Raw genomic sequence first — 22187 nt, 5'->3', positions numbered from 1 at the left:
AGTGACGCAAGACTTGAGCCCGTGGTCGCCGCAGGAGTTCGAGGCGCGCCTGCGCAGCCTGGAATCGCGCTACCACATCCACCATCCATTCAACCGCAGGCTCAATGCCGGCGCGCTGCAGCCGTTCCAGGTGCGCGGCTGGGTGGCCAACCGCTTCTACTACCAGTGCCGCATCCCGGTGAAGGACGCGGCCATCATGTCCAACTGCGACGATCGCGCCACGCGCCGCCGCTGGATCGACCGCATGCTGGACCACGACGGCCGCGCGCCCTACCAGGGCGCGGACGCCGGCGGCATCGAGATCTGGGCGCGCCTGGGCATCGCCACCGGCCTGCGCCGCGAAGACCTGGAGATGCACCGGCACGTGCTGCCCGGCGTGCGCTTCGCCGTGGATGCCTACGTCAACTTCGCGCGGCATGCGCCGTGGCAGGAGGCGGTGATCTCATCGCTGACCGAGATGTTCGCGCCGCGCATCCACAAGGACCGGCTCGCGGGCTGGCCGAGCCACTATCCCTGGATCGAGGCGGGCGGGCTCGACTACTTCCGCAGCCGCATCCCGCTGGCCAGCCGCGACGTGGAACACGGCCTGGAGGTGGCGATGCAGTGGTGCACCACGCGCGAACGCCAGGAGCGGGCCGTGCAGATCCTCGGCTTCAAGCTGGACATCCTGTGGGCGATGCTCGATGCGATCGAGAAGGCCTATCCCGACAACCTGCCGCAGGCGCAGCAGCCATGAACGCGTGGACCGACGACGCCCATCCGGCGCTGAACCCGATGTACCGCATGCAGTTCGAGGAGGCGCAGCAGTCCTGGGTGCTGCTCTATCCCGAAGGCATGGTCCGGCTCAACGGGCCGGCCGCCGAGATCCTGAAGCGCTGCGACGGCAGGACCCCGGTGCAGGCGCTGGTCGCCGATCTCCAATCGACGTTCGGCGAATCCGACCTCCGGGCCGACGTGCTCGCCTTCCTGGAGCAGGCCGGTGGCCGCGGCTGGATCCGTTAAGCCGCCGCTGTGGCTGCTGGCGGAGCTGACCTACCGCTGCCCGCTGCACTGCGCGTTCTGCTCCAACCCGGTGGACTACGCGAGCCACCGCGATGAACTCGGAACCGACGAGTGGATGCGGGTGTTCCGCGAAGCGCGCGCCATGGGCGCCGTGCAGCTCGGATTCTCGGGCGGCGAACCGCTGCTGCGGGACGACCTGGAGGACCTCGTGGGCGAGGCTCGCAGGCTGGGCTTCTACACCAACCTGATCACCTCCGGCGTCGGCCTCACGCCGCAGCGCGCGAAGGCGCTCAAGGACGCCGGGCTGGACCACATCCAGCTCTCGTTCCAGGACTCCACCCGCGAGCTGAACGACTTCCTCAGCTCCACCCGCACCTTCGAGCTCAAGTCGCGCGTCGCACGCACGATCAAGGACCTGAGCTATCCCATGGTGCTGAACTGCGTGATGCACCGCTACAACCTGCCGCACGTGGGCCGCATCGTCGAGATGGCCGAAGAGATGGGCGCGGAGTTCCTGGAGCTGGCCAACGTGCAGTACTACGGCTGGGCGTGGGTGAACCGGCAAGCGCTCATGCCTTCGCGCGAAGCGCTTGCGCAGGCGGAAGCCCTGGTCGACGAACACCGCGCGCGACTGCAGGGCCGCATGAAGATCCTCTGGGTCGCGCCCGACTACGCGGAGGCCAGGCCGAAGCCCTGCATGGCGGGCTGGGGCAGCGTGTTCCTGGTCGTCGCTCCCGACGGGCTCGCGCTCCCTTGCCACAGCGCGCGCATGCTTCCGATGGAGTTTCCGAACGTGCGCGCGCAATCGGTTGCGCAGATCTGGCGCGACAGCCCCGGCTTCAACGCGTACCGCGGCGAGCACTGGATGAACGACACCTGCCGCAGCTGCCCCGAGCATGGGAAGGACCACGGCGGCTGCCGCTGCCAGTCGTTCCTGCTCACCGGTGATGCCGCGGCCACCGATCCCGTCTGCGGCAAGAGCCCGGCGCATGGGAAGGTGCAGTCCCTCGTCGACGCGGCAGCGCTCCCCGGTGGAGACGCTGTCCCGATCCGTTTCGTGCCGGGCGCACGGCGCGCGGGCCAGCTCGTGTTCCGCACCGACGAAAACTCCCGGGTGCTGGCGGCCGAGTCGTGATCGTGCACCGGCTGCCTGTCGGCGGCGGCCACGTGATGCATGTGGAGGAGCACGGAAATCCGGCCGGCCGGCCCGCCCTCGTGCTGCACGGCGGACCGGGCTCGGGCAGCTCGCCGCTGCTGCACAGCCTGCTCGACCCGGCGCACTACCGCATCCTCTGCCCCGACCAGCGCGGCGCCGGCCGCAGCACGCCGGCCGGCGAGATCGCGTCCAACACGCTCGAACACCTGCTGGCCGACCTGCGCCTGCTGCGCGAACCGCTGCGGGTGGATCGCTGGCTGGTCGTCGGCGGATCGTGGGGCGCCACGCTCGCGCTGGTGCATGCGATCGACCAGCCCGGCGCCGTCGCCGGACTGCTTCTGCGCAATGTGTTCCTGGCCCGGCCGGAGGACATCACCAGCTTTTTCGACGCGGCAGTGCGCACGAACGCGGAAGCCTGGCGCGGCTTGCAGCAGCAGGCCGAGGTGGCCGGCCGTCCGCTGGTGGACCACCTCGCGGAGGTGTTCGCGTCAGGGACATGGGAAGCGCAGTGCGCAGCCGCGCTGTGCTGGTCGATCTCGGAGCAGCAGCTGGCGGGCGCTCGCGCCGCGCAGCCTCCCGATGCCGCCACGTACCAGCGGCTCGTGCAGCGCTACCGCGTGCAGAGCCACTACCTGCGACACGGATGCTGGCTCACCGATCCGCCGCTGCTGGAGCGGTGCGCGCGACTGCCGGCGGCCCCGACGCTGCTGCTTCACGGCACGCAGGACGCGATCTGCCCGCCGGAAGGCGCGGCCGCCTTGCACCAGGTCCTCGGCGGACGCGCGACGCTGCGCTGGGTGCCGGGTGCCGGGCACGACCCGACGCATCCCGCGATGGCCGCGGCCATGAAGCAGGCCCTGCACGAGTTCGCGGAGACCGGAATGTTCCAGCGCGTCTGAGTGCGCCCTTCAGCGCAGACGCGCAGCCAGCCGGTCGCCGACCAGCGTGGGCTCGCCCTTCGCGGGCAGCCGCCACAGCCGCTCGTTGCCCGCCGCATCCTCGGCGACGAAGAAGGTGCCCGCGCCATGGCGCATGAAACGCAGCGGGTTCGAGTCGCGGCTGCCGGCCACGATGTCGGCGGCCATGCGCGTGCCGGCACGGCTGCCGTCCGTGCGCCAGGGTTCCACGCCATGGCTCCCGTCGTTCGCCGAGAACCACAGCTGCTTGTCCAGCACCGCGAACCGCGCGGGCGAGGAACTCGCGGCGCCGGGCGCGAGGTCGGCGACCAGGGTCGTGCCCGCGGCGGTGCCGTCGCTCTTCCAGAGCTCCACCCCAGCCACGCCATCGGTGGCCGCGAAGTACAGCTGCCCGCCGAGTTCCGTCAGGTAGCTGGGAAACGAGCCAGTACGCCCGCCACGGATGTCGCGGACCATCGACGTGCCCTTGGCGGTCCCGTCCGTCTTCCACAGCTCGACGCCGTGGCGGCCATCCTCCGCCGCAAAGAAGACGTGGCGGCCAAGGCGCGCCAGATACGCAGGACGCGATGCGGCTTCGCCCGGCGCCAGGTCCGCCACCAGCCGCGTGCCCTGCGGCGTGCCGTCGCTCTTCCACAGCTCGATGCCGTGCACGCCATCGCTCGCCGTGAAGTACACGTCCGGGCCGACGGCGAGCAGGTTCTGGATGCCCGAATCTTCCGGGCCCGGCCGGATGTCGCGCACGAGGCGCGTGCTCGCGGGGGTGCCTTCGGTAACCCAGAGTTCGTGGCCGTGCTCCGGCGTCGTGGCCGTGAAGAACATGCGCCCGCCGGCGACGGTGAGTTGACGGACCACGGCGCCGGGGCCGGCGTTGATCGAGCTCACGCGGCTGGTGCTCTCCGCGTCGCCGCCGGTGCGCCACAGCTGGAAGCCGGACGCTCCGTCGTGGGCGACGAACCAGAGTGAATCCTTGAACACCGTGAATGCATTCGGCGTGGAACCCTCTTCTCCGGCACGGATGTCGATGACCTTCGAGGTGCCGTCAGGCGTCCCGTCTGTCCTCCATAGCTCGAGCCCCGCCAGGCCGTCATTGGCCGTGAAGTAGACCTGGCCGCGCCAGCGGAGCTGGCCGACCGGGAACGAGCCCTGGAACCCGGGGCGCAGGTCCTTGAGCAGGGTCGCGCCCTCGCCCGGGCCGCCCGTCACCCAGAGCTCCTGCCCGTGGCGCACGTGGAAGGCGGTGAACAGCAGTCGCGAGTCCAGCGTCGTCAGGTTCGAAGGCGCGATGAATGCGCCGGCCTGCAGCTGCTCGGGGACGACCTCGCGCGATGGATCCTGCGCGGTGGCCTGCGGGACGAACGCAGCGGCGGCCAGGGCGAGCGAAAAAAACGAGAACGCGCGGCGAAGGCGGGAGAAATCTTTCATGGGGGCGAGGCTGGATTCGCGGAAGAAGAAACGAAAAAGCAGGCCGTGCTTTCGCGCGGCCTGCTTGGGTGGCGGGAACTTACTGCTCGGTGCAGAAGGGCGTCAGGCCCATGGCCGATTTGATGCCCTGCACGATGAACTTCTTGAACTCGGCGGCGCCCACACCGGTGCCGTCGAACGAATGGGCGTTATGGCCCAGCGTGGTGGCGAGCACGCGTCCGCCGTCGAAGTACTGGCACCAGGCCACCGGGTGGAAGTCGCGCACCGTGGCGGCTCCGGTTCCGCCCGGATTGACCGTGGCCGACAGCAGGAACTTCACGTTCGTGGGGAACGGCGTGAGGTTGTACCACTCGTCCTGGAATGCCCAAGTAGCCGGCAGGCCGGCGGTCGAAGGATCGGCGGCCAACGTGTTCACCGTGCCGGCGCGGTTCGGGCCATGGTCGAAGAAGTTGGCGTTGCCCAGCAGCCCTTCGTAGTACGGCCAGTTGTAGTTGGCGCCGAAGGCGTTGTGGATCGCCACCACTCCGCCGCCGCGCCGCATGTACTGGCGCAGGTTGGTCATGGGGGTGGTCGGCGACGTCTGGGCGATGTCGAACAGGTTGTCGCGGTTGCCGCTGGCCAGGATCACGGCGGCGTAGTTGTTCGGGCTGAAGCGGGCGGGGTCCTCGGTCCAGTCGGCGGTGATGCCTTCCTCGGCCAGCCACTCCCTCAGCTTGGCCTGCATCACGTTGTTGGGCGCCATCGGCGGGTTCAGCCCGGCGCCGGGGGCAGCCGCGGTGCCGAGGTTGGCGTGGCGCGGACCGGCGGTGCGCGAGTAGATCAGCACGCGGGTCTTGGCGGTTGCGGAAACCTCGGGCCAGCCGTTGTTCTGCGCCAGGCAGGCGGGATCGGTGCCGCGGCAGACGTTGTAGTACACGTCGTGGCTGCTCTTCTTGACGCTTCCGGGTGCGTCGGCCCGGGCGGGCTGCGCGTGCGCGAAGCCGACCGACATGCAGGCGGCCAGTGCCGCGAAGCCGAGACGAAGGCTGGCTTGGATCATGTGATTCCTTTCGGTGAAGTTCTTTCGTGGCGGAGACGACTGCTTTCCTGGAGCCGCAAGCTGCCGTTCTGCTGTACGAAACGGCGTTTTGTTTTTAGCTCGAGGGGCAGTATAGGAAGGCGCTCCGCGCCAAAACGTAGGGACAAACCCCCAACGAAGCTGCGGATGAGTTATTCGGTCACGGTGCGCGGGAAGCGCCCGCCAAGCTTCGCGGTCAGGTCGGCGGCGGAACGCACCACATGGGGGCCATGCGAGGGCGACAGGCGCTCCTTCGGCATGGTCAGCGTCACCGCGCCGACCAGCATTCCCGCGGCATCGAACACCGGCGAGGACACGCCCGCCAGTTCCGGCACGCGATCGCCGCACAGCACTGCGAGATGGTCGCGGCGGATCCGCTCGTACATCGCGCCCGGGGTGCCCGCGAATGCCATGAGTACCCGGCCGCCGGCGCCCTGCGTGAGCGGCATCAGGTCGCCCACCTTGATGTGGTCCCGCACCGGCTGCGTCGAATCGACGCGGTACAGGCAGAGGCGGTGCTCGCCCTGCCTCACGTGGAAGGCCGCGCTCTCGGTCGTCCGCTCCACCAGTTGCCGCAGTACCGGCATCACCACCGATTCCAGCGAGAACGAGGCCGCATACGAGGCATACAGCCGGGCGATCATCGGCCCCAACGCGTAGCGCCCGTCGGCCTGCCGCAGCACCAGCCCGGAATGCTCCAGCGAGGCCAGCAGGCGCAGCACCGTGCTCTTGTAGAGCTTGGTCTGCTCCGCCAGCGCGCTGAGCGTGTACGGGCCGCTGCCGCCCGCGAACAGGGACAGCAGCGTCACGGCGCGATCGACCGCGGCAGCGCCGCCGGGCGCGGCATGTTCGTCGGCGATGGAGGGAAACGCGGCGCGTCGGGGCATGGCTCTATCCGATCGTCGGCAGCAGGCTCATTTCGGGCGGTACGGCTCGATCGCCGCGAGCTCCAGCGCGTAGCCGCTGACGCCCATGCCGGTGTCCTTGCGCACCACCTGCATGGTTCCGGACACCCACACAGCACTCATGCTCTGGAAGCCCTTCACCGGCTGCCTGGACACGACGTGGACGATCTGGTTGGCCGGAGGCGGGGGCGTGTGGATGCAGGCGCCGTGGTAGGGCACGAGCAGGAACTCGCTGAACCCGTCGCGCGACGTGTCGAGCGGCACGACGAAGCCGGGCATGCGCACGCGCGTGCCGTTCAGCGATGGGACGGTCGGCGCGGAGTCGAGCACCTCGCGCAGCTCCTTCATCATTTCCTGCGCCAGCGCGTCGCCGTCCTTGAGCGACTCGGCCTTCTTGCGATCCAGCTTCTCCTGCGGCTTCCAGTCCCTGGGCACCAGCGCGAGCCACCCGATTTCCTGGAAGGCGGGCGCCGCCGCGAACAGCGGCGTCGCGAACCACGCGAACGCGAACAGCAACCCTGCGATGACCCGTGATCTCATGTTCAAACCCGCGGTGAAAGACCGTCGACCAGCGAGATCCTGTAGGCGCGCAAGCCGGGAAGCAGGCTGGCGAGGACCCCGCACGCCAGGATGGAACCGATCAGGGTGAGTTCGTGCGCGCCCGGTGCGGTGAGCGCGACCTGCACGCCCCAGCTGACCCGAAGCCAGTCGTCGAGCAGGCCGATGGCGAGCCAGTGCGCGGCAAGGCCGAGGAACGCCCCGGCGGCCGTGATCAGCACGCCCTCGACGCAAAGCAGCAGCATCACGTGGCCCGGCCCTGCGCCCACGGCCCGCAGGATGGCGAGTTCGCGTCGGCGCTGTTCGAGCCCCGTGAGCACCACCGCCACCAGGCCTGCGAGGCTCACTGCGGCCACGAAGGCGGTCATCCAGCGCAGGACCTGCTCGGTGCTTCCCACCGCCTGCCAGAGTTCGTCGAGCACCACGCCGGGCAGCACGGCCATCAAGGGTTCGCCGCGGAAATCCTGGATGTCCCGCTGGACCGAGAACACCGCGGCGCGGTTCTTCAGGCCCACGAGCACGGCCGTGATGGTGCGGTCCTCGTCGTCGGCATGCGCGGCGTTGTGCGAGGCCGGAAGCGCCACCCCTCCCGCGAAGTGCTCGTGGACGGCGTCCATGCCGTCCAGCCCGATGTGGATGGTGCGGTCCACCGGCGTTCCGGTCCGGCGCAGGACGCCCACGACGGTGAACGGCTTGTCAGCGTGGTCGTTGAAATCGGCCTCTCCCGTGCCGTGGCTGAGCACGATGCGCTCACCGGGTTCATAGCCCAGGGCCTGCGCCACGTCGGCGCCGAGCACCGCGTCGAAGTCCGACCCGAACCCGCCGCCCTGCTCGAACTGCAGCCGCTCGCGCCGGCCGAAGCGGAAATGCTCGAAGTACGAAGGCGTGGTGGCCAGCACGGGAAAGCCGCGGTGCGAGTCGCCCAGGGACAGCGGCACCCACCACGCCACGCTGCGATGAGCGCCGATCTTCGTGGCGCTGCTCCACTGCATCGTGCCGGGGGCGGAGCCCCAGCGGAACACGGAGTACAGCAGCAGTTCGAGCCGGCCGCCGCGCGGCCCGACGATCAGGTCCGTCCCGGACACCGATTGCGAGAAGGACTCCCGCACATCCGCCCGCACGCGCTCCAGCGTCATCACGAGGAAGGTGGAGAACGCGATCGACAGCACGACGAGCAGCAGCACGAAGCGCCGGTTCCAGGCACTGCGCCACGCAATGGAGAGGATGCCCCTCACGCCACGTGCTCCTGCGCCGCATCCTCTCGCGCCAGCGACACGGATCGGGCGAAGTGCGTCGCCAGTCGCTCGTCATGGCTGACGAACACCAGCGCGCTGCCCGCGCGGCCGCAGGCGGCCAGCAGCAGGTGCATGAACCCCTCGCGCCGCTGCGCGTCCAGCGCGGACGTGGGCTCGTCGGCGATGACGAGTTCGGGTTGCCCGATCAGGGCGCGCGCCGCCGCCACGCGCTGCTGCTGGCCGACCGAGAGTTGCGCGGCGGGCCGATCCCAGAGCTCCGGCCCGATGCCCAGCGAGCGCAGCAGCAGCTGCCCGGTGACCAGCACGCCGCCGGCGGCCTCGGCCCGCGCAGCGCGCCGGCGCGACAGCTTGCAAGGCAGCGTCACATTGCCCACCACCGGCAGGTACGGCAGCAGGTTGAACTGCTGGAAGATGTAGCCGATGTGGTCGGCGCGGAAACGGTCGCGCGCGGGGCGGCGCAATCCGGTCCAGGATTGGCCGAGCACCGAAACACTGCCGGCCTGCGGCGTGAGCACGCCGGCCAGGAGGGACAGCAGCGTGCTCTTGCCGCTGCCGCTCGGGCCGTGCACGAAGAGATGGCTCCCGGCGTCGAGGTCCAGGGCCGGAAGGCTCAAGCACTCCGGCTGCCCCGGCCAGGAGAAGCGGAGGTCCCGCGCTTCGATCGCTTTCACCGGTTGCATCCTGCGGATCGCCGTGGGTCCGGAAGCCCGTTGCGTACTGCAGAACGGCATTCCAAAAGTATAGGCTCGCGCACTCCGCTCCTCATCAGGGTGATCCCCATGGCCGTCTCAGTTCTTCTCCTGCGCCGGGCCGCCGGGGCTCGAGTAGACGAAGCGCCATTGCTGGTAACCCGGCGCATCGTCGAAGCCCTCGTAGTCCTCCGGAAAGCGGGCGCGCTTGACCGGCGCCGCTTCGGAACGGCTGTAGACGCCCACGATGCCGCCGCCGGGCGCGGTGACCAGGCCCCAGTCGCGCGAGCCCGTCATCGGGTCGACGTAGACCTGCCGCAGGTGCCGCCGCGTCGTGGGCCAGCGGCGATCGTCGACGAGCTCCTCCAGCCGCTGCGGAAAGCGCGGCGCCTGCCCCGCGGGCGTGCGCTCGCGGAACGACGCGATCGCCTGCCTGAACTCGGCGCCGATGAAGAGCAGGTCGGCTTCCTTCTCGCGCCGGCTTTCCAGGCTCCAGAGCGAGGCCGCGACGGCCAGCGCACTCGTGGTCATCGCCACCAGCAGCAGCAGCCCGATGTAGGTGAAGCCCTTCTGCCGCATCCCTCAGAACTCCGAGAAGGCGCGGCCTTCGGTGGACTGGCCGGGTGCACCGCTGCGCAGGTCGTACAGGGAACCGCCGCCGATCGTCCCCGCCGGCGGAGGCACGACCACCCACGCATCGGCGTTGCCCGTGACGGGGTCCACCGGAAGCGCGCGCAGGTACCGGGCCTGCACGAGATCGGACAGGCTGTCGGGGTAGCGCCCGCGGTCCGAGTAGTACTTGTCGATGGCATCGCGCACCACCATCAGCGATTGCGCGAGGGCGACCTCGCGCGAACGGTCGACCGACTGGAAGTAGCGCGGCAGCGCGATGGTCAACAGCACGGCCATGATCGACAGGACGATCAGCAGTTCGATCAACGTGAAACCGCGGCGGCGCACGTCACCACTCCCGGTAGGGCACGCCGCCGATGCCGACGGCGGCGGAGCGCGAATGGACGTCGAACACGTCCTTGCCCGGGCGCGGGTTGTCCGGCGGAGAGTCGTAGCTGCGCAATCCCCACGTCTCGGAGGCGCGCGACGCCTCGCCTTCGTGGAAGGGGTCGCGCGGCAGGCGGCGCAGGAAGTAGATCGGGCGCTTGGCGGGATCCTTCGCGTTCGGCACGCCATCCACCAGCACGTCCAGGGAAGGCGGATAGCCGGAGGCATCCGCCGCGCGGGCCACGCGCCCCTGGTCGGCGGCGCGCTTGTACTCGTCGATCGCCGTGCGGATCTCGCGCAGTGCGCGCCGCAGCTCGTGTTCCCTGGCGCGCTGAACCGTGAGCTGACCGAGCGGCAGCGCGATCGAGGCCAGCACGCCGATGATGGCCACGGTGATGACCATCTCGATCAGCGAGAAACCCCCGAGGCCGGTGCGCGAACGCCGCATGCCTACCGCCCCACGATGCTCACGGGCTGCGACGACGGCGGCGCCTGCACCGGCCGGCTCGCCGAGACCACCTCGATCCCGATCTCGGTGTTGGTCGGCTCCTTCCCGACCACGCGGAACCGCAGCTGCGTCGGCGTGGTCGGCGTGCCCGGGATGCCGGCGGATGCCACCTCCACCGCCACGGTGCCGCGGTCCGGCGCGGGCGGGCTGCCCGGAGAAGCGGGGCTGATGCCCACCAGGTTCAGCACGGCCGGGTCGAACGTGAGTTGCACGCTGGCCGTGACCGGCGCATTGCCCGTGGGCAGCGACAGCGTGACGCTGAACTCCGACCCGACGGGCGCCTGCGCAGGCGCCACGAGGTTGAGGGGCACGGCGGGCTGCGCCGGCGCCTGCGCTGCGGCGGCTGGGGCGGGACCCGCCGTGCCGGCCGCAGAGGCGTCGGGCGTGAGTCCCACGCGACCGCCGCTGGCCAGACGCAGCGGCGCGGCGCCCGGAGCAGCCTCCGTCCCAGAGGAGAACATCGGCGCGACCGTGTCGGGCCGGGCCAGGTTTCGCACCACGCGCGGCGTGAGCAGCAGGACGATCTCGGTCTTGCTGCCGCGCTCGTCGTCGTTGCGGAACAGCCGGCCCAGGACCGGCAGGTCGCCCGCGTAAGGAACCTTGGTGAAAGACTTGCGGTCCTCGCTGTTGATCAGGCCCGCCAGCACCTGCGTCTCGCCATCGCGCAGGCGCAAGGTGGTCGCGGCGTTGCGCGTGCCGAGCCGGTACGCGACGGTGCCGGACACGTTCAGCTGTTCGAGGATGTTGGACACCTCCAGCTGCACCTTGATGGCGACCTCGTCCTCCAGGAAGATGTTCGGCTCCACGTCCAGCTTGAGGCCGGTCTCGAGGTAGTTCACCGACGACGAGACGCCGACGTTGGCGGTCGACGTGGTCGTGATGACGGGCACGCGTTCGCCGATGTGAACCTTGGCCTTCTCGCGGTTCTTCACGCGGATGCGCGGGTTGGCCAGCAGGTTGGTCGTCCCGTCCTGCTGCCGCAGCGTGAGCAGCAGCACCGGGTTCGGCACCAGCGCCCGCAGCCCGCTGGAGCGCCGCAGCTCCACGAGCGCCGGGAACGCACCGCTCGCATCCGGCGAGAAGAAGCTCACCTGCTCCGGATAACGCACGCCGAGTTCCTGGACCAGGCTGGACGCCACCTCGAGCACCTCCAGCTCCAGCATCACCTCGGGCTCGCCCAGGTCCTGCGTCGCGACCAGCTGCTCTGCCAGCCGCACCGCGTCCGGCGTGTCGCGCATGATGATCAGGTTGAGCTTCTCGTCGACGAACAGGTCGCGCGTCTTCACCAGCGCGCGGATCATCGCGGCGGTCTGCTTCGGGTCGGAATTCGCCAGATAGAAGCTGCGGGTGACCAGCTCCTGGTATTCGCGCTGCTTGGCCTGCGTCGCGGGGTAGACCAGGATCGAGTTCTCGTTGAGCACCTTGCGTTCGAGCTGGTTGGTCAGCAGCAGGATGCGCAGGATGTCGTCCAGGCTCATGTCGCGCACGAAGATGCTGGCGCGCTGGTCGGTCTTGACGTCGCGGTCGAAGACGAAATTGAGCTCGCCGTTGCTGGCGATGATGTTCAGGATCGAACGCAGGGGAGCATCGCGCAGGTCCAGCGAGATCTGCCGTTGCAGTGCCGATCGCAGCCTGGGCGGCACTGTCTCCGCGGCCGCCCGCCGTTCCGCCACGGCCTTCATCATGGCGCGGGCGCGAGGATGGTTGGACTCCGCGGAAAGCACCGAGCGCGTGAGCCGCTCCGCCTTGGCCACGTCGCCTGCGCGCAGCGCCTGCTCCGCCTCGATCATGCTCGCGTCGCTTCGCGCAGCCCGGGCGGTCGCTTCCAGGCCGGCTTGCGCCAGGGCCGACGTCGGGTCCAGCTGCAGCGCCGCCCGGTACTGCGCCTCGGCCCCGCGCAGGTCGCCTGCGACCCTGAGCGCGTCGCCGTCCCGCACCTGCGCGTTCACGATCGCGGCACGCTGCGTGATGTAGGTGGTGTACGCCTGCGGATCGCGCGGCTGCGCCTTGGCGGCCGCTTCGAGCCGGGCCAGTCCTTCCTGGAAGCGGCCGGCAGCGATCAGCTGCTGGCCTTCGCGCAGGTCAGGCTGCTGGGTGGCGCAGGCGGCCAGCAGCAGCCAGGGCGCCAGCAGGGCCAGGCGGCCTCGGCGCCGTGCTTCCGGGGTCGGTTGTTGCGCGGTCAATTGGTCTCCTCGGATGGCTCGGATTCGTTGGGGCGCGGTGCGGCGGCGGAGGGCGCGGGCGCGGCGCCCGCTGCCAGCGGCAGCACCTGCCGCACGCCCAGCGGCTGGTAGGTCAAGACGATCTGCCGTTCGTCCACGGACTCCACCGAATAGCTGTCGTCCAGCCGCCCCGGTCCCTTGACGGCGACATGGCTCTCGCCGCGCGCCAGGTACACGATGGTCTTGCCGTTCTCGGTCCACTTGCCGAGGTACGTGAAGGGCAGCGCCGGCGCCTGCGGCTTCGGGGGCGGCGGCGCGGCTTGAATGGTGGGCTGGACAGGTGCCGGGGGCGCGGGCAACGCGAATGGATCGGCGCGCGGCAACTCCGAGCCGGGCGCCCTGCGCAGCAGGTCGAGGCGCACGCGCACTTCGCCCTCGGCCTGCGCTATCGGCGTGGCGGTCCGAGTCTCGCGCCGCACGGGTTCGACGACTGCCACGGTTTGCTCCTGCGACGACGGCTCACTGAGCACGATTGCTGCCAGCGTCCCGGCGGCCGCGAGGCTGTAGGCGATCCAGCGCATGCGGGGCGTGTTCAGTCCCATCTCACTGCCCCGCGAAATGGATGGAGAACCGCAGGCGCGCCTCGAGGCGATCCGCCGCGCCGGCCTCGCGCCGCAGCTGCACGTCGTCGAGCGACGCGGCCGGCACGTCTTGGAGCACGGCGTTCACGAACTGCCGCAGCTGCGTGTAGTTGCCGGTTACCGGCAGCGTCACGTGATAGCGCAGGAGGCCGCCTTCCTGCCGCTCCAGGCGGTACTCGCCCGAACGGATCGCGACACCCGTGCCCCGCGCCGAGGCATGCAGCGCATCGAGCCAGCGCGGAAGCGACTCGCTGCGCGGAAGGAACTCGCGGAACGCCCTTAGCTGCTCGGGCACGCTCTTGGCAATCGGCTCGCCGAAGCGGTGGCCTCCGGCACCGAGTTGCTCGCGCAACGTGGCGAGCTTCAGGCGCGAAGCCTCGACCTCCGAAAGCACGGGTCGCGCGCCGCCGAAATGCAGGAGGACCGCGGCGAGCAGCATGGCGAGGCCGGCCGCGGCAAACCAGCCGAGGCGGCGCACGAGGCGGCGCAACTCACGGGCGTGCTGCTTCATCGCTCCGGATCCAATCGGCGGTCAAGGTGAAGGTCAGGCCGCGGTCGCGCGCCTCGTGACCGGTGAGAAAGACGTTCTGCAGGGATGGCGCGTTCTCCAGCCGACCCAGGTAGCGCGTGAGGTCCTCGAAGCGCCGCGCCTCGCCCTGGATGCGCAGGCGCCGCAGCCCGGCTTCGGGCTCGAAGCCGGTGAGCGCGATGCCCTCCCCTGCCGCGGACTCGATGTCCATGAACAGCGAATCCCAAGGCACGGAAAGCCGCGCCACGACGGCGTTGGCGCGCTGCACCTCCGCAGTGGAAGCCTTGTCCAGCCCGCGCGTTTCCAGTGCCGGCCCCTGGCGTTTCGTAAACCGATCCGCTTCGGCCAATGAGCGTTGCAGCGAGGCGCGTTCGTTCACCGCATTTCCGTACTGCACGAAGGCGAACGACAGGGCGGCGACACCTGCCGCGAGGATGACGAGTTCGGCCGGCCGCAGTTCGCGCCTGTGCGTGCCGAAATCGATGCGGACGCTATTCGCGCGCCAGGACGGTGCCTTGGACGTGGCCGTGAAATCCAGCGGAACCATGCGCCAGCCGCTCTCTTCGCGCATTTCAGGAAGGCCCGCCGGCTCCGCGCACACGATCACGTCGCCTGCGTCTTCCATTCCGTCGAGCAGGCGGCTCTGGTTCAGCAGGACCTGGAGTTCCGCCATCGCATCGGAACGGATGCGATGGGAGCGCATCGCCACCAGCGATCCGCGCACGACTGACGCGACGAGGATGCGCCCGGGCTCGAGCACAGCGAGCCAGCCATGGAACGCGCGGGGCAGCGAAGCAGCATTGATGGCGAGCTCGAGCGCAGGCCGGACCTTCACCGAGCGGGCGCCTGCTTCCTTCAGCACGGACTCGAGCCCTGCGAGCAGCGCGGCATCGACGCCGGCCGCCACCATGGACAGGAACCCGTCCGCCATGTCGTGGGCCACGCGCCAGCCCGCGGCGGCCTCGCCGTACAGGTGGGCCAGGGAATGCATCGCGGCCGCCTGTCGCTCGGCGGCATCGCGCAGCAGGTCGGCGTCGGGGACCAGCGCGTAGCGCACCAGCTGGTTGGACAGCACCACCTCGACTCGCGCGCGGCCCACGTCGTTGCGCGCGAGCAGCGAGCGCAATGCGGTGACGCAGCCCTCCGCCGCGGGAACGCCCAGCGCACAAGGCTGCGCATCCGCCGCGCTGCTGCGGCCGCCAAGCCTGATGCGAACTTCGTCCCCGGAGACGAAGACGCGGACCGGATCACGCCACGAAAGTGACACGGTTGATCTCCTCCAAGCTCGTCCTGCCGGTGCGCACCAGTTCCAGCGCCGCCTCGCGCAGGAAGCGGGTGCCGCCGCGGCGCGCCACTTCCTTGAGCGCGCGGATCGGTTCGCGCGCCACGATCATTTCGCGCAGTTCGTCGTTCATCACCATGATCTCGGCGATCGCGGTCCGTCCGAGGTGGCCGGTGCTGCGGCACTGGCCGCAGCCGCTGCCCGCCATGAAGCGGAAGCCGGACGTATCGCCCGTCAGCAGCGATGACTGCAGCTGCTCCTCGGTCGGGGTGACCGGCTCGCTGCAGTGCGGGCAGTTCAGACGCACCAGCCGCTGCGCCACGATGCCGGTCAGCGCCGCCGCGAAGCTGTACGGGTCCACCTCCATGTGCGTGAAACGGCCGAGCACGTCGAAGACGTTGTTGGCGTGCACGGTGGTGAACACGAGGTGACCCGTCAGCGCGGCCTGCACCGCGATCTGCGCAGTCTCCGGGTCGCGGATCTCGCCGACCATCACGCGGTCGGGGTCGTGGCGCAGGATGGACCGCAACCCGCGCGCGAAGGTGAGCCCCTTGCGCTCGTTCACGGGGATCTGCAGCACGCCCGGCAGCTGGTACTCCACCGGGTCCTCGATGGTGATGACCTTGTCGTGCCCCGTGCTGGTCTCGGACAACGCGGCATACAGCGTGGTCGTCTTGCCGCTGCCGGTGGGTCCCGTCACCAGCAGCATGCCGTAGGGCTCACTCGCGAAGCGCCGGATGAGGACGCGATCGCGCTCCTCGAAGCCCAGCGAGTCCAGCGTGAGCCCTCGAACGGCGTCCGCCAGCCGCTGCTTGTCCAGGATGCGCAGCACCGCGTCCTCGCCGAAGATGGAGGGCATGATGGACACGCGGAAGTCGATCTCGCGGCCCTGCACGGACACCGTGAAGCGGCCGTCCTGCGGCACGCGCCGCTCGGAGATGTCCAGCTCGGCCATCACCTTCAGCCGCGAGATGGCCTGCTCCGCCACCTCCTGCCCGTGGGCCTGGCCGATCGACACCAGCACGCCGTCGAGCCGATAGCGGATCGAGAGCCCCGCCGGCGTTGTCTCCAGGTGGATGTCCGACGCATGCGCCTTGAGCGCGTCGTAGAGCGTGGAGCGCACCAGCCGCACCACCTGGCTCGTGTCCTGCGTAATGCTCTGGAACGAGAGGTCCTCGACATCGATGTCCTGCGAGCCGCGCGAAGGAGCGTCGGGGACGAGGCTCGCCATCGCGGACAGGCCCTCCTCGTGGCGGGCCAGGTACGCGGCCACGTCGCCGTGGTGGGCGAGCGTCCAGGTGAACGGCGCGCCGATCCGCTCCTCGGCCCATGCGATGCGCCCGAAGGAGAACGGATCGCCCAGCACCAGCCGCAGCGACCCCGCGTCCCACATGGGCAGCACCTGCGCCTTGAGCGCCTCGGTGAAGGGCAGCACGTCGAACGCGGGGTGCCAGCGGTGCAGGTCATGGATGCCCGCCACCGGGTACTGCAGCGAGGCCCCGAGCCGCGCGACGAACGCGGCTGGCGCGCCCTGCGCTATCTCTTCGAGCGTGGCCACCACGCTCAGCCCGCGGCTGGGCGCCATGCGGCGCGCCTGCGCGATGTCGTCGGCGCTGAACGGCACGACGTCGCCGATCGGCTCGCGGTTCACTGCAGGCTCCCGGCCAGCTCGAAGATCGGCAGGTACATCAGGATCACGATGCCGCCGATGACCACGCCGATGAAGGCCATCAGCAGCGGCTCGAACAGCTTGGTGAACCAGTCCACCCAGCGCGAGAGCTCCTCCTCGTGGAAGACGGCAGCGCGTTCCATCATGGCCGCCATGTCGCCCGTGTTCTCGCCGACGCGCAGCATCCGCGCGGCCACGGCCGTGGTGAGGCCCGCCGAGGTCATCGCTTCCGACAGGCTCACGCCTTCACGCACGCGGGCGGTGGCCAGCAGGAGCTTCTCGCGCAGGTCTGGCGAGAGCAGCCCGCTCACCATCCCGAGCGCCGGCACGAGCGGCACGCCGCCGCGCAGCAGCATGCCCAGCGACCGGTAGAAGCGCGCCAGGTGGAAGACCAGCAGCTTGCCGCGCAGGACGTTCGAACGCTGCGCGAGCGCCAGCAGGCCGGCGGCCGCACGGCGGCGCAGTGCCAACGCGAGCGCGAACACCGCGACGAACAGGCCGAGCACGATTTCGCCATGGCCGCTGACGAACTGGCCCCAGTCGAGCAGCAGCCGCGACAGCAGCGGCAGGTCGCGTCCGGACTCCGCGTAGATGGAGGAAAAGCGCGGGACCACGTAGCCGAGCAGGAACAGCGTGACCAGCAAGCCGACGCCCAGCAGCACGGCCGGATAGATGGAGGCCGAGACGATCTTCTTGCGCAGCGTGTCGAGCTTTTCCTGGTATTCGATGAACCGGGCGAGCGCCTCGGGAAGGTCGCCGGTCCGCTCCGACGCTCGCACCGTGGCCACGTACAGCGGCGAGAAGATGGCCGGACTGGCTTCCAGCGCCTGCGAGAACGAGCGCCCCTCGAACAACCGGTCGAGAACGAGCTGCAGCGTGGCGCGCACATCCATGCGGCTCTCCTTCTCGACCATCGTCTCCAGCGTCTCGGGCAGCGAGAGCCCGGCGCGCAGCAGCGCCACCAGTTCCTGCGTGAACTGCAGCAGCGGGAACGGTTTCTGGCGCGCGGCCAGCCGCTCGCCGAAGTTGCGCAGCGGCCGGGCCGACAAAGCGGAGAGTCCCTGGGCGCGGGCCTGCTCGAGGGCAGCCGCGCCATCGGCGGCCTCCACCATCAGCGTCACCACGCCTTCGGCGGGCTTGAGTGCACGAACCTGGAAGCGCACGCTACTGCCAGCTGGTGATGTCGGCGGCCTCCGCCGAGCCCCCGGGCTGGCCGTCCTTGCCCAGCGAGAGCAGGTCGAAGTCGCCGTGCTCGCCGGGCGAGCGGTACTGGTAGGGACGGCCCCACGGGTCCGGCGGCGCCGACCGCTGCAGGTAAGGCCCGTTCCAGCGCGCCGAGTTCGACGGCCGCGTGGTCAGTGCCGCGAGGCCCTGCTCCGTGGTCGGATAGCTGCCGACGTCGAGCCGGTAGGCGTCGAGCGCGCTGCGCAGCGCGGCGATCTGCGCCTGCGCGCTGCGCACCTCGGACCGGCCCACCTGAGAGAAGTAGCGCGGCGCCACGTACGCGGCCAGCAGGCCGATGATCACCATCACGACCAGCAGCTCCAGCAGCGTGAAGCCCCGGCGGCGCATGCCGTTACGCGACGGCCACGTGCGAGACCTTGCGGCCGGGCGAATAGATGTCATTGATGTTCCAGTGGCCGGCGGTGGGCACCGGCTCGTTCATCATGGCCACGTCGATCACGCAGGCCTTGCGCGACGCGATGGCTTTTTCCAGAGCGGGCTTGAAGTCCGCGGCCGAGCCGATCTTCACGCCGTCGACGCCGTAGGCGCGGGCGATCGCGGCGAAGTCGACGTGATAGGGCTCGCCGCCGCGGCGGAAGACCGTGCCGAACGCCGTGCCGTAGTGCGCCATCTCCAGGCCGGCGATGGTTCCGTAGGCGTTGTTGTTCATCACGATCCAGATCACCGCGACGTCCTGCTCGGCGGCGGTGGCGAGCACCGCGGGGTTCTGGCCGAAGCCGCCGTCGCCCACCAAAGCCACGACGACGCGGTCGGGGCAGGCCAGCTTGGCGCCGATGGCGGCCGGCGCGCCGAAGCCCATGGTGGCGAAGCCGCCGGGCGTGAGGATGCTGCCGGGCGTGTAGATCGGGAACTGCTGGCCCACCCCGTTCTTGTTCCAGCCCACGTCGGTGGTGATGATCGCGTCGCGCGGCAGCACCTCGCGCACGGTCGACAGGATGCGCTCGGGGCGCATCGGATACGCCTCGTTCGCGATGTGCGCGGCGTTGCCCTTCTGGAAATCGCGGCGGTACGCGCCGATCTGATCACGCAGGGCATCGTTCGTGCGGCCGTTCGGGAACAGGCGGCGCGCGACGCGATTCAGGACGATCAGCGCCTGCTTCAGGTCGCTGACCACGCCGATCTCCACCGGGAAGTTGCGTCCGATCTCGGCCGGGTCGATGTCGATGTGGATCAGCTTGCTCGGCGGCATGCTGAACGTGTACTCGGCCTCCCAGGAGCTGCAGTCGGCCTCGGCGAAGCGCGTGCCCACGCCGAAGATCCAGTCGGCGGTGCGGCACTTCTCGTTCACGAACTTCGTGCCCCAGAAGCCGGTCATGCCCAGGGTCAGCTGGTGGTCGTCGGGCAGCACGCCCTTGCCCATCAGGCTGTGCGCCACCGGCAGTGAGAGGTGGTCGACCAGCTGGCGCAGTTCGTCGGCGGCATCGGCCAGGATCACGCCGCCGCCGGCGTACACGACGGGGTTGCGCGCTTCCACCAGCTTGCGCACGATCTTCTCGGCCGTCTCGTCGTCGATCGAGGGCTTCTGCAGCTGCGTGGTGTGGTGCGAGAGGCGGTCGAACAGCGCGGTGTCGATCTCCATCGAGAAGATGTCCATGGGCACCGAGACCAGCACCGGGCCGGGCCGGCCGCTCTCGGCCAGCTGGAAGGCCTTCTGCAGGATCTCGGGGAACAGGTCCGGCCGCTCGACGCGCCACACGCGCTTGACGAACGGGCGGTAGATCTCCGACTGCGCCGCGTCGGAATGCAGGTTCACCTCCTGGTGAGGGTGCTTGCCGTAGTAGTGGCTGGGCACGTCGCCGGCGATCACGACCACGGGAATGGAATCCAGCGCCGCGTTGGCCACACCGGTGGAAGCATTGGTCAGCCCGGGGCCCAGGTGCGACAGGATCACCGCGGTCTTCTTCTTCGCGCGCGCGTAGCCGTCGGCGATGTGCGCCGCGATCTGCTCGTGCCGCGTGTTGACGAAGTTGAGCTTGCTCTGCGACATGGCCGCTAGCACGGCGATGTTGGTGTGGCCGCACAGGCCGAACACGTGCTCGACGCCGCGACGCTCCAGGTACCTGACGAGCTGCTTGGAGATCAGTTCTTTCATGAGAGATCCTGTCTGGAAGGTTGGGGATGCGGGCCTTCGCGCTAGCGCAGGTCGCGCGCTTGCGGCCCCGTGTAGGTGTAGGGGACGCTGGGCGGCATCGGCCCCTTGATGCGCCCGCCCTGCTGCTTCTGCTCCCAGGCGTGGGCCAGGATGCCGACGGAGCGGGAGAGGATGAAGAGGCCCCGGCCCAGGCCGGCCGGGAAACCGAGTTCGAGGTAGATGACGGCCGTGGCGCCGTCGATGTTCATCGGGATGCGCGTGCCCTTGCGGCGGCCGAGCGCTTCCTCGACCAGGGTGCCGATCGTCGCGAATCGGCCGTCCACGACGCCACGCGCCTGGGCGTCGCGCACCAGCTGCAGCAGCCGCACGGCGCGCGGGTCGGTGCCGTGCCAGCGATGGCCGAAGCCGGGAACGATCTTGCCGTGGGCCGCGGTGTACTCGTCCAGCACGCGCTCGACGAGTTCGAGCGTCGGTTCGCGGCCCTCGACGGCCGCAGCCACCTGCTGCATCAGCTCCATGCACTGCTCGCCCGCGCCGCCATGAATGTCGTCCAGCGCGTTGATGGCGGACGCCATCGCGCCGTTGATCGGCAGCCCGCAGGTGACGGCCATGCGCGAGATCGCGATCGAGGGCGCATGCGGCCCATGGTCCACGGCGGCGACCAGCGCTGCTTCGAGCAGGTCGGCCTGCTCCCGCTGCGGGGTCTCGCCGCGCAGCATGAGCCAGATCATTTCCGGAAAGCGGAGGCGGCCGATCAGCTGCTCGATCGGGTAGCCGCGGATGCCGATGCGGCCCGGCTGGATGTCCACGATCTCCGTGGTCCACCAGGCCGAGGCCTCGCGGGCGATCTGCTCGGGCGTCTTGCTCATAGCGCGCCCTGCTCCTTGAGCGAGCGGATATCCGCCGCGGTGTAGCCCAGGCCCGCCAGCACTTCGTCGGTGTGCTCGCCCAGGCGCGGTGGCGGAACATGCGCATCCGGATCGCCGTTGGACAGCTTGAACCCGGTGCGCGCGACCTTGATGGAGCGCTCCGCGCCGGGCACCTGTTCGAACTCCTGCAGCAGTCCGCGCAGCGCCACCTGCTCCAGGCCGAGCGCCTGCGGCAGGCTGAGCACGGCGCCGGCGGGAACGCCGTGGAACACCAGCAGCTTTTCCCAGTGCGAAGCCGGGTGGTCCGCGAGCGCCGATTCCAGTTCCGCGTTCAGCGCGGCGCGGTTCTGCTTGCGGCTCTCGCGCTTGGCGAAACGCGGGTCCTCGATCAGCTCCGGGCGCCCGACCAGCCGCGCGAGCTTCTCGAACTGCTCCTGCTTGTTGGCGGCGATGTTCAGCAGGCCTTCGCCGGTGCGGAACGTCCCGGAAGGCGCGGCGGTGAAGTTGTCGTTGCCGTGCGGCTTCGGCGTCGTGCCCGCGATCAGGTAGTTGGAGATCACCCAGCCCATCGAAACCAGTGCCGAGTCGAGCATGGAGACGTCGATGAAGGCGCCCTCCTCCGTGCGCTGGCGGCGCACCAGCGCGGCCGTGATCGCGAAGGCGCCCATGATCCCGCTGATCGTGTCCGCGACCGGATAGCCGGCGCGCAGTGGTGCGCATTTCTCGTCGCCGGTGACGCTCATCATTCCGGACAGGCCCTGGATGATCTGGTCGTAGGCCGGGGCGTCGCGCAGCGGGCCTTCCTGGCCGAAGCCGGTGATCGCGCAGTAGACGAGCGAAGGGTTCTCCTTGCGCAGCTCCTCGTATGACAGGCCCAGGCGTTCCATGACGCCCGGCCGGAAGTTCTCGACCAGCACGTCGGCCGAAGCGACCAGCCGCCGCAGCACGGTCTGCCCCGCTTCGAGCTTCAGGTTCAGCGTGATGGACCGCTTGCCGCCGTTCTGCGCCAGGAACGACGCGCCCATCCGTGCTGCGTTCAGAGCCGGGTCGCTGCCCAGCTGGCGGGCGAGGTCGCCGGAGTCCGGAACCTCCACCTTGATCACGTCCGCACCGAGCAGCGCCAGCTGGTACGCGCAGAGCGGACCTGCCAGCACGTTGGTGAGATCGAGGACGCGGATCCCCTCGAGCGCCTTGTTGTTCATTGTTGGCGACCCTTCCCTTGTTTATCG

At 69.8% G+C, this 22187-nt stretch carries 23 protein-coding genes; 4 read left to right on the top strand and 19 right to left on the bottom strand.

Going from position 1 to position 22187, the window contains the following annotated elements:
- Nucleotide 1: 1 nt before the first annotated feature.
- The 4 genes from pqqC to EZ313_RS01555 are packed head-to-tail and all read left to right on the top strand — an operon-like array spanning nucleotide 2 to nucleotide 3057.
- Nucleotides 2-736, top strand: coding sequence for a pyrroloquinoline-quinone synthase PqqC (pqqC, locus tag EZ313_RS01570; protein ID WP_240788497.1), 735 nt, complete (start codon nucleotides 2-4; stop codon nucleotides 734-736).
- Nucleotides 733-1002: a pyrroloquinoline quinone biosynthesis peptide chaperone PqqD gene (pqqD, locus tag EZ313_RS01565; RefSeq protein ID WP_135261469.1), complete on the top strand. Its 270-nt coding sequence runs from the start codon at nucleotides 733-735 to the stop codon at nucleotides 1000-1002. Before pqqC ends, pqqD begins: the two co-directional genes overlap by 4 nt.
- Nucleotides 980-2137, top strand: coding sequence for a pyrroloquinoline quinone biosynthesis protein PqqE (pqqE, locus tag EZ313_RS01560; protein WP_135261468.1), 1158 nt, complete (start codon nucleotides 980-982; stop codon nucleotides 2135-2137). Before pqqD ends, pqqE begins: the two co-directional genes overlap by 23 nt.
- A 2-nt stretch (nucleotides 2138-2139) precedes the next feature.
- Nucleotides 2140-3057: an alpha/beta fold hydrolase gene (locus EZ313_RS01555; RefSeq protein WP_240788496.1), complete on the top strand. Its 918-nt coding sequence runs from the start codon at nucleotides 2140-2142 to the stop codon at nucleotides 3055-3057.
- A 9-nt stretch (nucleotides 3058-3066) separates the two neighbouring features.
- Here the strand turns inward: EZ313_RS01555 and EZ313_RS01550 are convergent, their stop codons facing one another.
- From EZ313_RS01550 to EZ313_RS01460, 19 genes are all read right to left on the bottom strand, one after another.
- Nucleotides 3067-4497, bottom strand: a complete 1431-nt coding sequence (locus EZ313_RS01550; protein ID WP_135261467.1) for an ELWxxDGT repeat protein — start codon at nucleotides 4495-4497, stop codon at nucleotides 3067-3069.
- A gap of 79 nt (nucleotides 4498-4576) precedes the next feature.
- The gene (locus EZ313_RS01545) at nucleotides 4577-5536 is read right to left on the bottom strand and encodes a ThuA domain-containing protein (protein WP_135261466.1); all 960 of its coding nucleotides are present in this window, start codon (nucleotides 5534-5536) and stop codon (nucleotides 4577-4579) included.
- A gap of 170 nt (nucleotides 5537-5706) precedes the next feature.
- Nucleotides 5707-6441, bottom strand: coding sequence for an IclR family transcriptional regulator (locus EZ313_RS01540; protein ID WP_135261465.1), 735 nt, complete (start codon nucleotides 6439-6441; stop codon nucleotides 5707-5709).
- Between the two features lie 27 nt (nucleotides 6442-6468).
- Complete coding sequence (locus EZ313_RS01535; RefSeq protein WP_135261464.1) at nucleotides 6469-6999, bottom strand: DUF3299 domain-containing protein; 531 nt, start codon at nucleotides 6997-6999, stop codon at nucleotides 6469-6471.
- A gap of 2 nt (nucleotides 7000-7001) precedes the next feature.
- A complete protein-coding gene (locus EZ313_RS01530; RefSeq protein WP_135261463.1) occupies nucleotides 7002-8252 on the bottom strand; it encodes an ABC transporter permease in 1251 nt (416 codons plus the stop codon).
- A complete protein-coding gene (locus EZ313_RS01525; protein ID WP_135261462.1) occupies nucleotides 8249-8953 on the bottom strand; it encodes an ABC transporter ATP-binding protein in 705 nt (234 codons plus the stop codon). Before EZ313_RS01525 ends, EZ313_RS01530 begins: the two co-directional genes overlap by 4 nt.
- 108 nt (nucleotides 8954-9061) lie before the next feature.
- Nucleotides 9062-9541, bottom strand: coding sequence for a type II secretion system protein (locus EZ313_RS01520; protein WP_135261461.1), 480 nt, complete (start codon nucleotides 9539-9541; stop codon nucleotides 9062-9064).
- A gap of 3 nt (nucleotides 9542-9544) precedes the next feature.
- The gene (locus EZ313_RS01515) at nucleotides 9545-9922 is read right to left on the bottom strand and encodes a type II secretion system protein (RefSeq protein ID WP_135261460.1); all 378 of its coding nucleotides are present in this window, start codon (nucleotides 9920-9922) and stop codon (nucleotides 9545-9547) included.
- Between the two features lies 1 nt (nucleotide 9923).
- Nucleotides 9924-10409, bottom strand: a complete 486-nt coding sequence (locus EZ313_RS01510; protein WP_135261459.1) for a type II secretion system protein — start codon at nucleotides 10407-10409, stop codon at nucleotides 9924-9926.
- Between the two features lie 2 nt (nucleotides 10410-10411).
- The gene (locus EZ313_RS01505; protein ID WP_135261458.1) at nucleotides 10412-12652 is read right to left on the bottom strand and encodes a secretin and TonB N-terminal domain-containing protein; all 2241 of its coding nucleotides are present in this window, start codon (nucleotides 12650-12652) and stop codon (nucleotides 10412-10414) included.
- On the bottom strand, nucleotides 12649-13233 hold the full coding sequence (locus EZ313_RS01500) for a hypothetical protein (protein WP_167772456.1): 585 nt from the start codon (nucleotides 13231-13233) through the stop codon (nucleotides 12649-12651). Before EZ313_RS01500 ends, EZ313_RS01505 begins: the two co-directional genes overlap by 4 nt.
- Nucleotide 13234: 1 nt before the next feature.
- The gene (pilO, locus tag EZ313_RS01495) at nucleotides 13235-13783 is read right to left on the bottom strand and encodes a type 4a pilus biogenesis protein PilO (protein ID WP_135261456.1); all 549 of its coding nucleotides are present in this window, start codon (nucleotides 13781-13783) and stop codon (nucleotides 13235-13237) included.
- A complete protein-coding gene (locus EZ313_RS01490) occupies nucleotides 13764-15068 on the bottom strand; it encodes a PilN domain-containing protein (RefSeq protein ID WP_135261455.1) in 1305 nt (434 codons plus the stop codon). Before EZ313_RS01490 ends, pilO begins: the two co-directional genes overlap by 20 nt.
- The gene (locus tag EZ313_RS01485; RefSeq protein WP_135263522.1) at nucleotides 15049-16668 is read right to left on the bottom strand and encodes a GspE/PulE family protein; all 1620 of its coding nucleotides are present in this window, start codon (nucleotides 16666-16668) and stop codon (nucleotides 15049-15051) included. Before EZ313_RS01485 ends, EZ313_RS01490 begins: the two co-directional genes overlap by 20 nt.
- A gap of 62 nt (nucleotides 16669-16730) precedes the next feature.
- Nucleotides 16731-17915 (bottom strand): type II secretion system F family protein, encoded by a 1185-nt coding sequence (locus EZ313_RS01480; protein WP_135261454.1) that lies wholly within the window; start codon nucleotides 17913-17915, stop codon nucleotides 16731-16733.
- 1 nt (nucleotide 17916) lies between these two features.
- Nucleotides 17917-18324 (bottom strand): type II secretion system major pseudopilin GspG, encoded by a 408-nt coding sequence (gspG, locus tag EZ313_RS01475; protein WP_240788495.1) that lies wholly within the window; start codon nucleotides 18322-18324, stop codon nucleotides 17917-17919.
- A gap of 4 nt (nucleotides 18325-18328) precedes the next feature.
- Nucleotides 18329-20089 carry a thiamine pyrophosphate-binding protein gene (locus EZ313_RS01470; protein WP_135261452.1) on the bottom strand — a complete coding sequence of 587 codons (1761 nt, stop codon included), beginning with the start codon at nucleotides 20087-20089 and terminating at the stop codon, nucleotides 18329-18331.
- Between the two features lie 41 nt (nucleotides 20090-20130).
- Nucleotides 20131-20958 carry a citryl-CoA lyase gene (locus tag EZ313_RS01465; protein ID WP_135261451.1) on the bottom strand — a complete coding sequence of 276 codons (828 nt, stop codon included), beginning with the start codon at nucleotides 20956-20958 and terminating at the stop codon, nucleotides 20131-20133.
- Nucleotides 20955-22160, bottom strand: a complete 1206-nt coding sequence (locus EZ313_RS01460) for a CaiB/BaiF CoA transferase family protein (RefSeq protein ID WP_135261450.1) — start codon at nucleotides 22158-22160, stop codon at nucleotides 20955-20957. Before EZ313_RS01460 ends, EZ313_RS01465 begins: the two co-directional genes overlap by 4 nt.
- Nucleotides 22161-22187 lie beyond the last annotated feature (27 nt).

It is taken from the genome of Ramlibacter henchirensis (assembly GCF_004682015.1).
Taxonomy (GTDB): Bacteria; Pseudomonadota; Gammaproteobacteria; order Burkholderiales; family Burkholderiaceae_C; genus Ramlibacter; species Ramlibacter henchirensis.
Note: the sequence above shows the minus strand (reverse complement) of the source record. Positions and strands in the feature narration are given on the sequence as shown.

What these genes read in the sequence shown, in the direction of transcription:
- pqqD (WP_135261469.1), top strand. Translation starts at nt 733, where the DNA reads ATGAACGCGTGGACCGACGACGCCCATCCGGCGCTGAACCCGATGTAC.
- EZ313_RS01550 (WP_135261467.1), bottom strand. Translation starts at nt 4,497, where the DNA reads ATGAAAGATTTCTCCCGCCTTCGCCGCGCGTTCTCGTTTTTTTCGCTC.
- EZ313_RS01545 (WP_135261466.1), bottom strand. Translation starts at nt 5,536, where the DNA reads ATGATCCAAGCCAGCCTTCGTCTCGGCTTCGCGGCACTGGCCGCCTGC.
- EZ313_RS01540 (WP_135261465.1), bottom strand. Translation starts at nt 6,441, where the DNA reads ATGCCCCGACGCGCCGCGTTTCCCTCCATCGCCGACGAACATGCCGCG.
- EZ313_RS01535 (WP_135261464.1), bottom strand. Translation starts at nt 6,999, where the DNA reads ATGAGATCACGGGTCATCGCAGGGTTGCTGTTCGCGTTCGCGTGGTTC.
- EZ313_RS01525 (WP_135261462.1), bottom strand. Translation starts at nt 8,953, where the DNA reads ATGCAACCGGTGAAAGCGATCGAAGCGCGGGACCTCCGCTTCTCCTGG.
- EZ313_RS01520 (WP_135261461.1), bottom strand. Translation starts at nt 9,541, where the DNA reads ATGCGGCAGAAGGGCTTCACCTACATCGGGCTGCTGCTGCTGGTGGCG.
- EZ313_RS01510 (WP_135261459.1), bottom strand. Translation starts at nt 10,409, where the DNA reads ATGCGGCGTTCGCGCACCGGCCTCGGGGGTTTCTCGCTGATCGAGATG.
- EZ313_RS01500 (WP_167772456.1), bottom strand. Translation starts at nt 13,233, where the DNA reads ATGGGACTGAACACGCCCCGCATGCGCTGGATCGCCTACAGCCTCGCG.
- pilO (WP_135261456.1), bottom strand. Translation starts at nt 13,783, where the DNA reads ATGAAGCAGCACGCCCGTGAGTTGCGCCGCCTCGTGCGCCGCCTCGGC.
- EZ313_RS01485 (WP_135263522.1), bottom strand. Translation starts at nt 16,668, where the DNA reads ATGGCGCCCAGCCGCGGGCTGAGCGTGGTGGCCACGCTCGAAGAGATA.
- gspG (WP_240788495.1), bottom strand. Translation starts at nt 18,324, where the DNA reads ATGCGCCGCCGGGGCTTCACGCTGCTGGAGCTGCTGGTCGTGATGGTG.
- EZ313_RS01470 (WP_135261452.1), bottom strand. Translation starts at nt 20,089, where the DNA reads ATGAAAGAACTGATCTCCAAGCAGCTCGTCAGGTACCTGGAGCGTCGC.
- EZ313_RS01465 (WP_135261451.1), bottom strand. Translation starts at nt 20,958, where the DNA reads ATGAGCAAGACGCCCGAGCAGATCGCCCGCGAGGCCTCGGCCTGGTGG.
- EZ313_RS01460 (WP_135261450.1), bottom strand. Translation starts at nt 22,160, where the DNA reads ATGAACAACAAGGCGCTCGAGGGGATCCGCGTCCTCGATCTCACCAAC.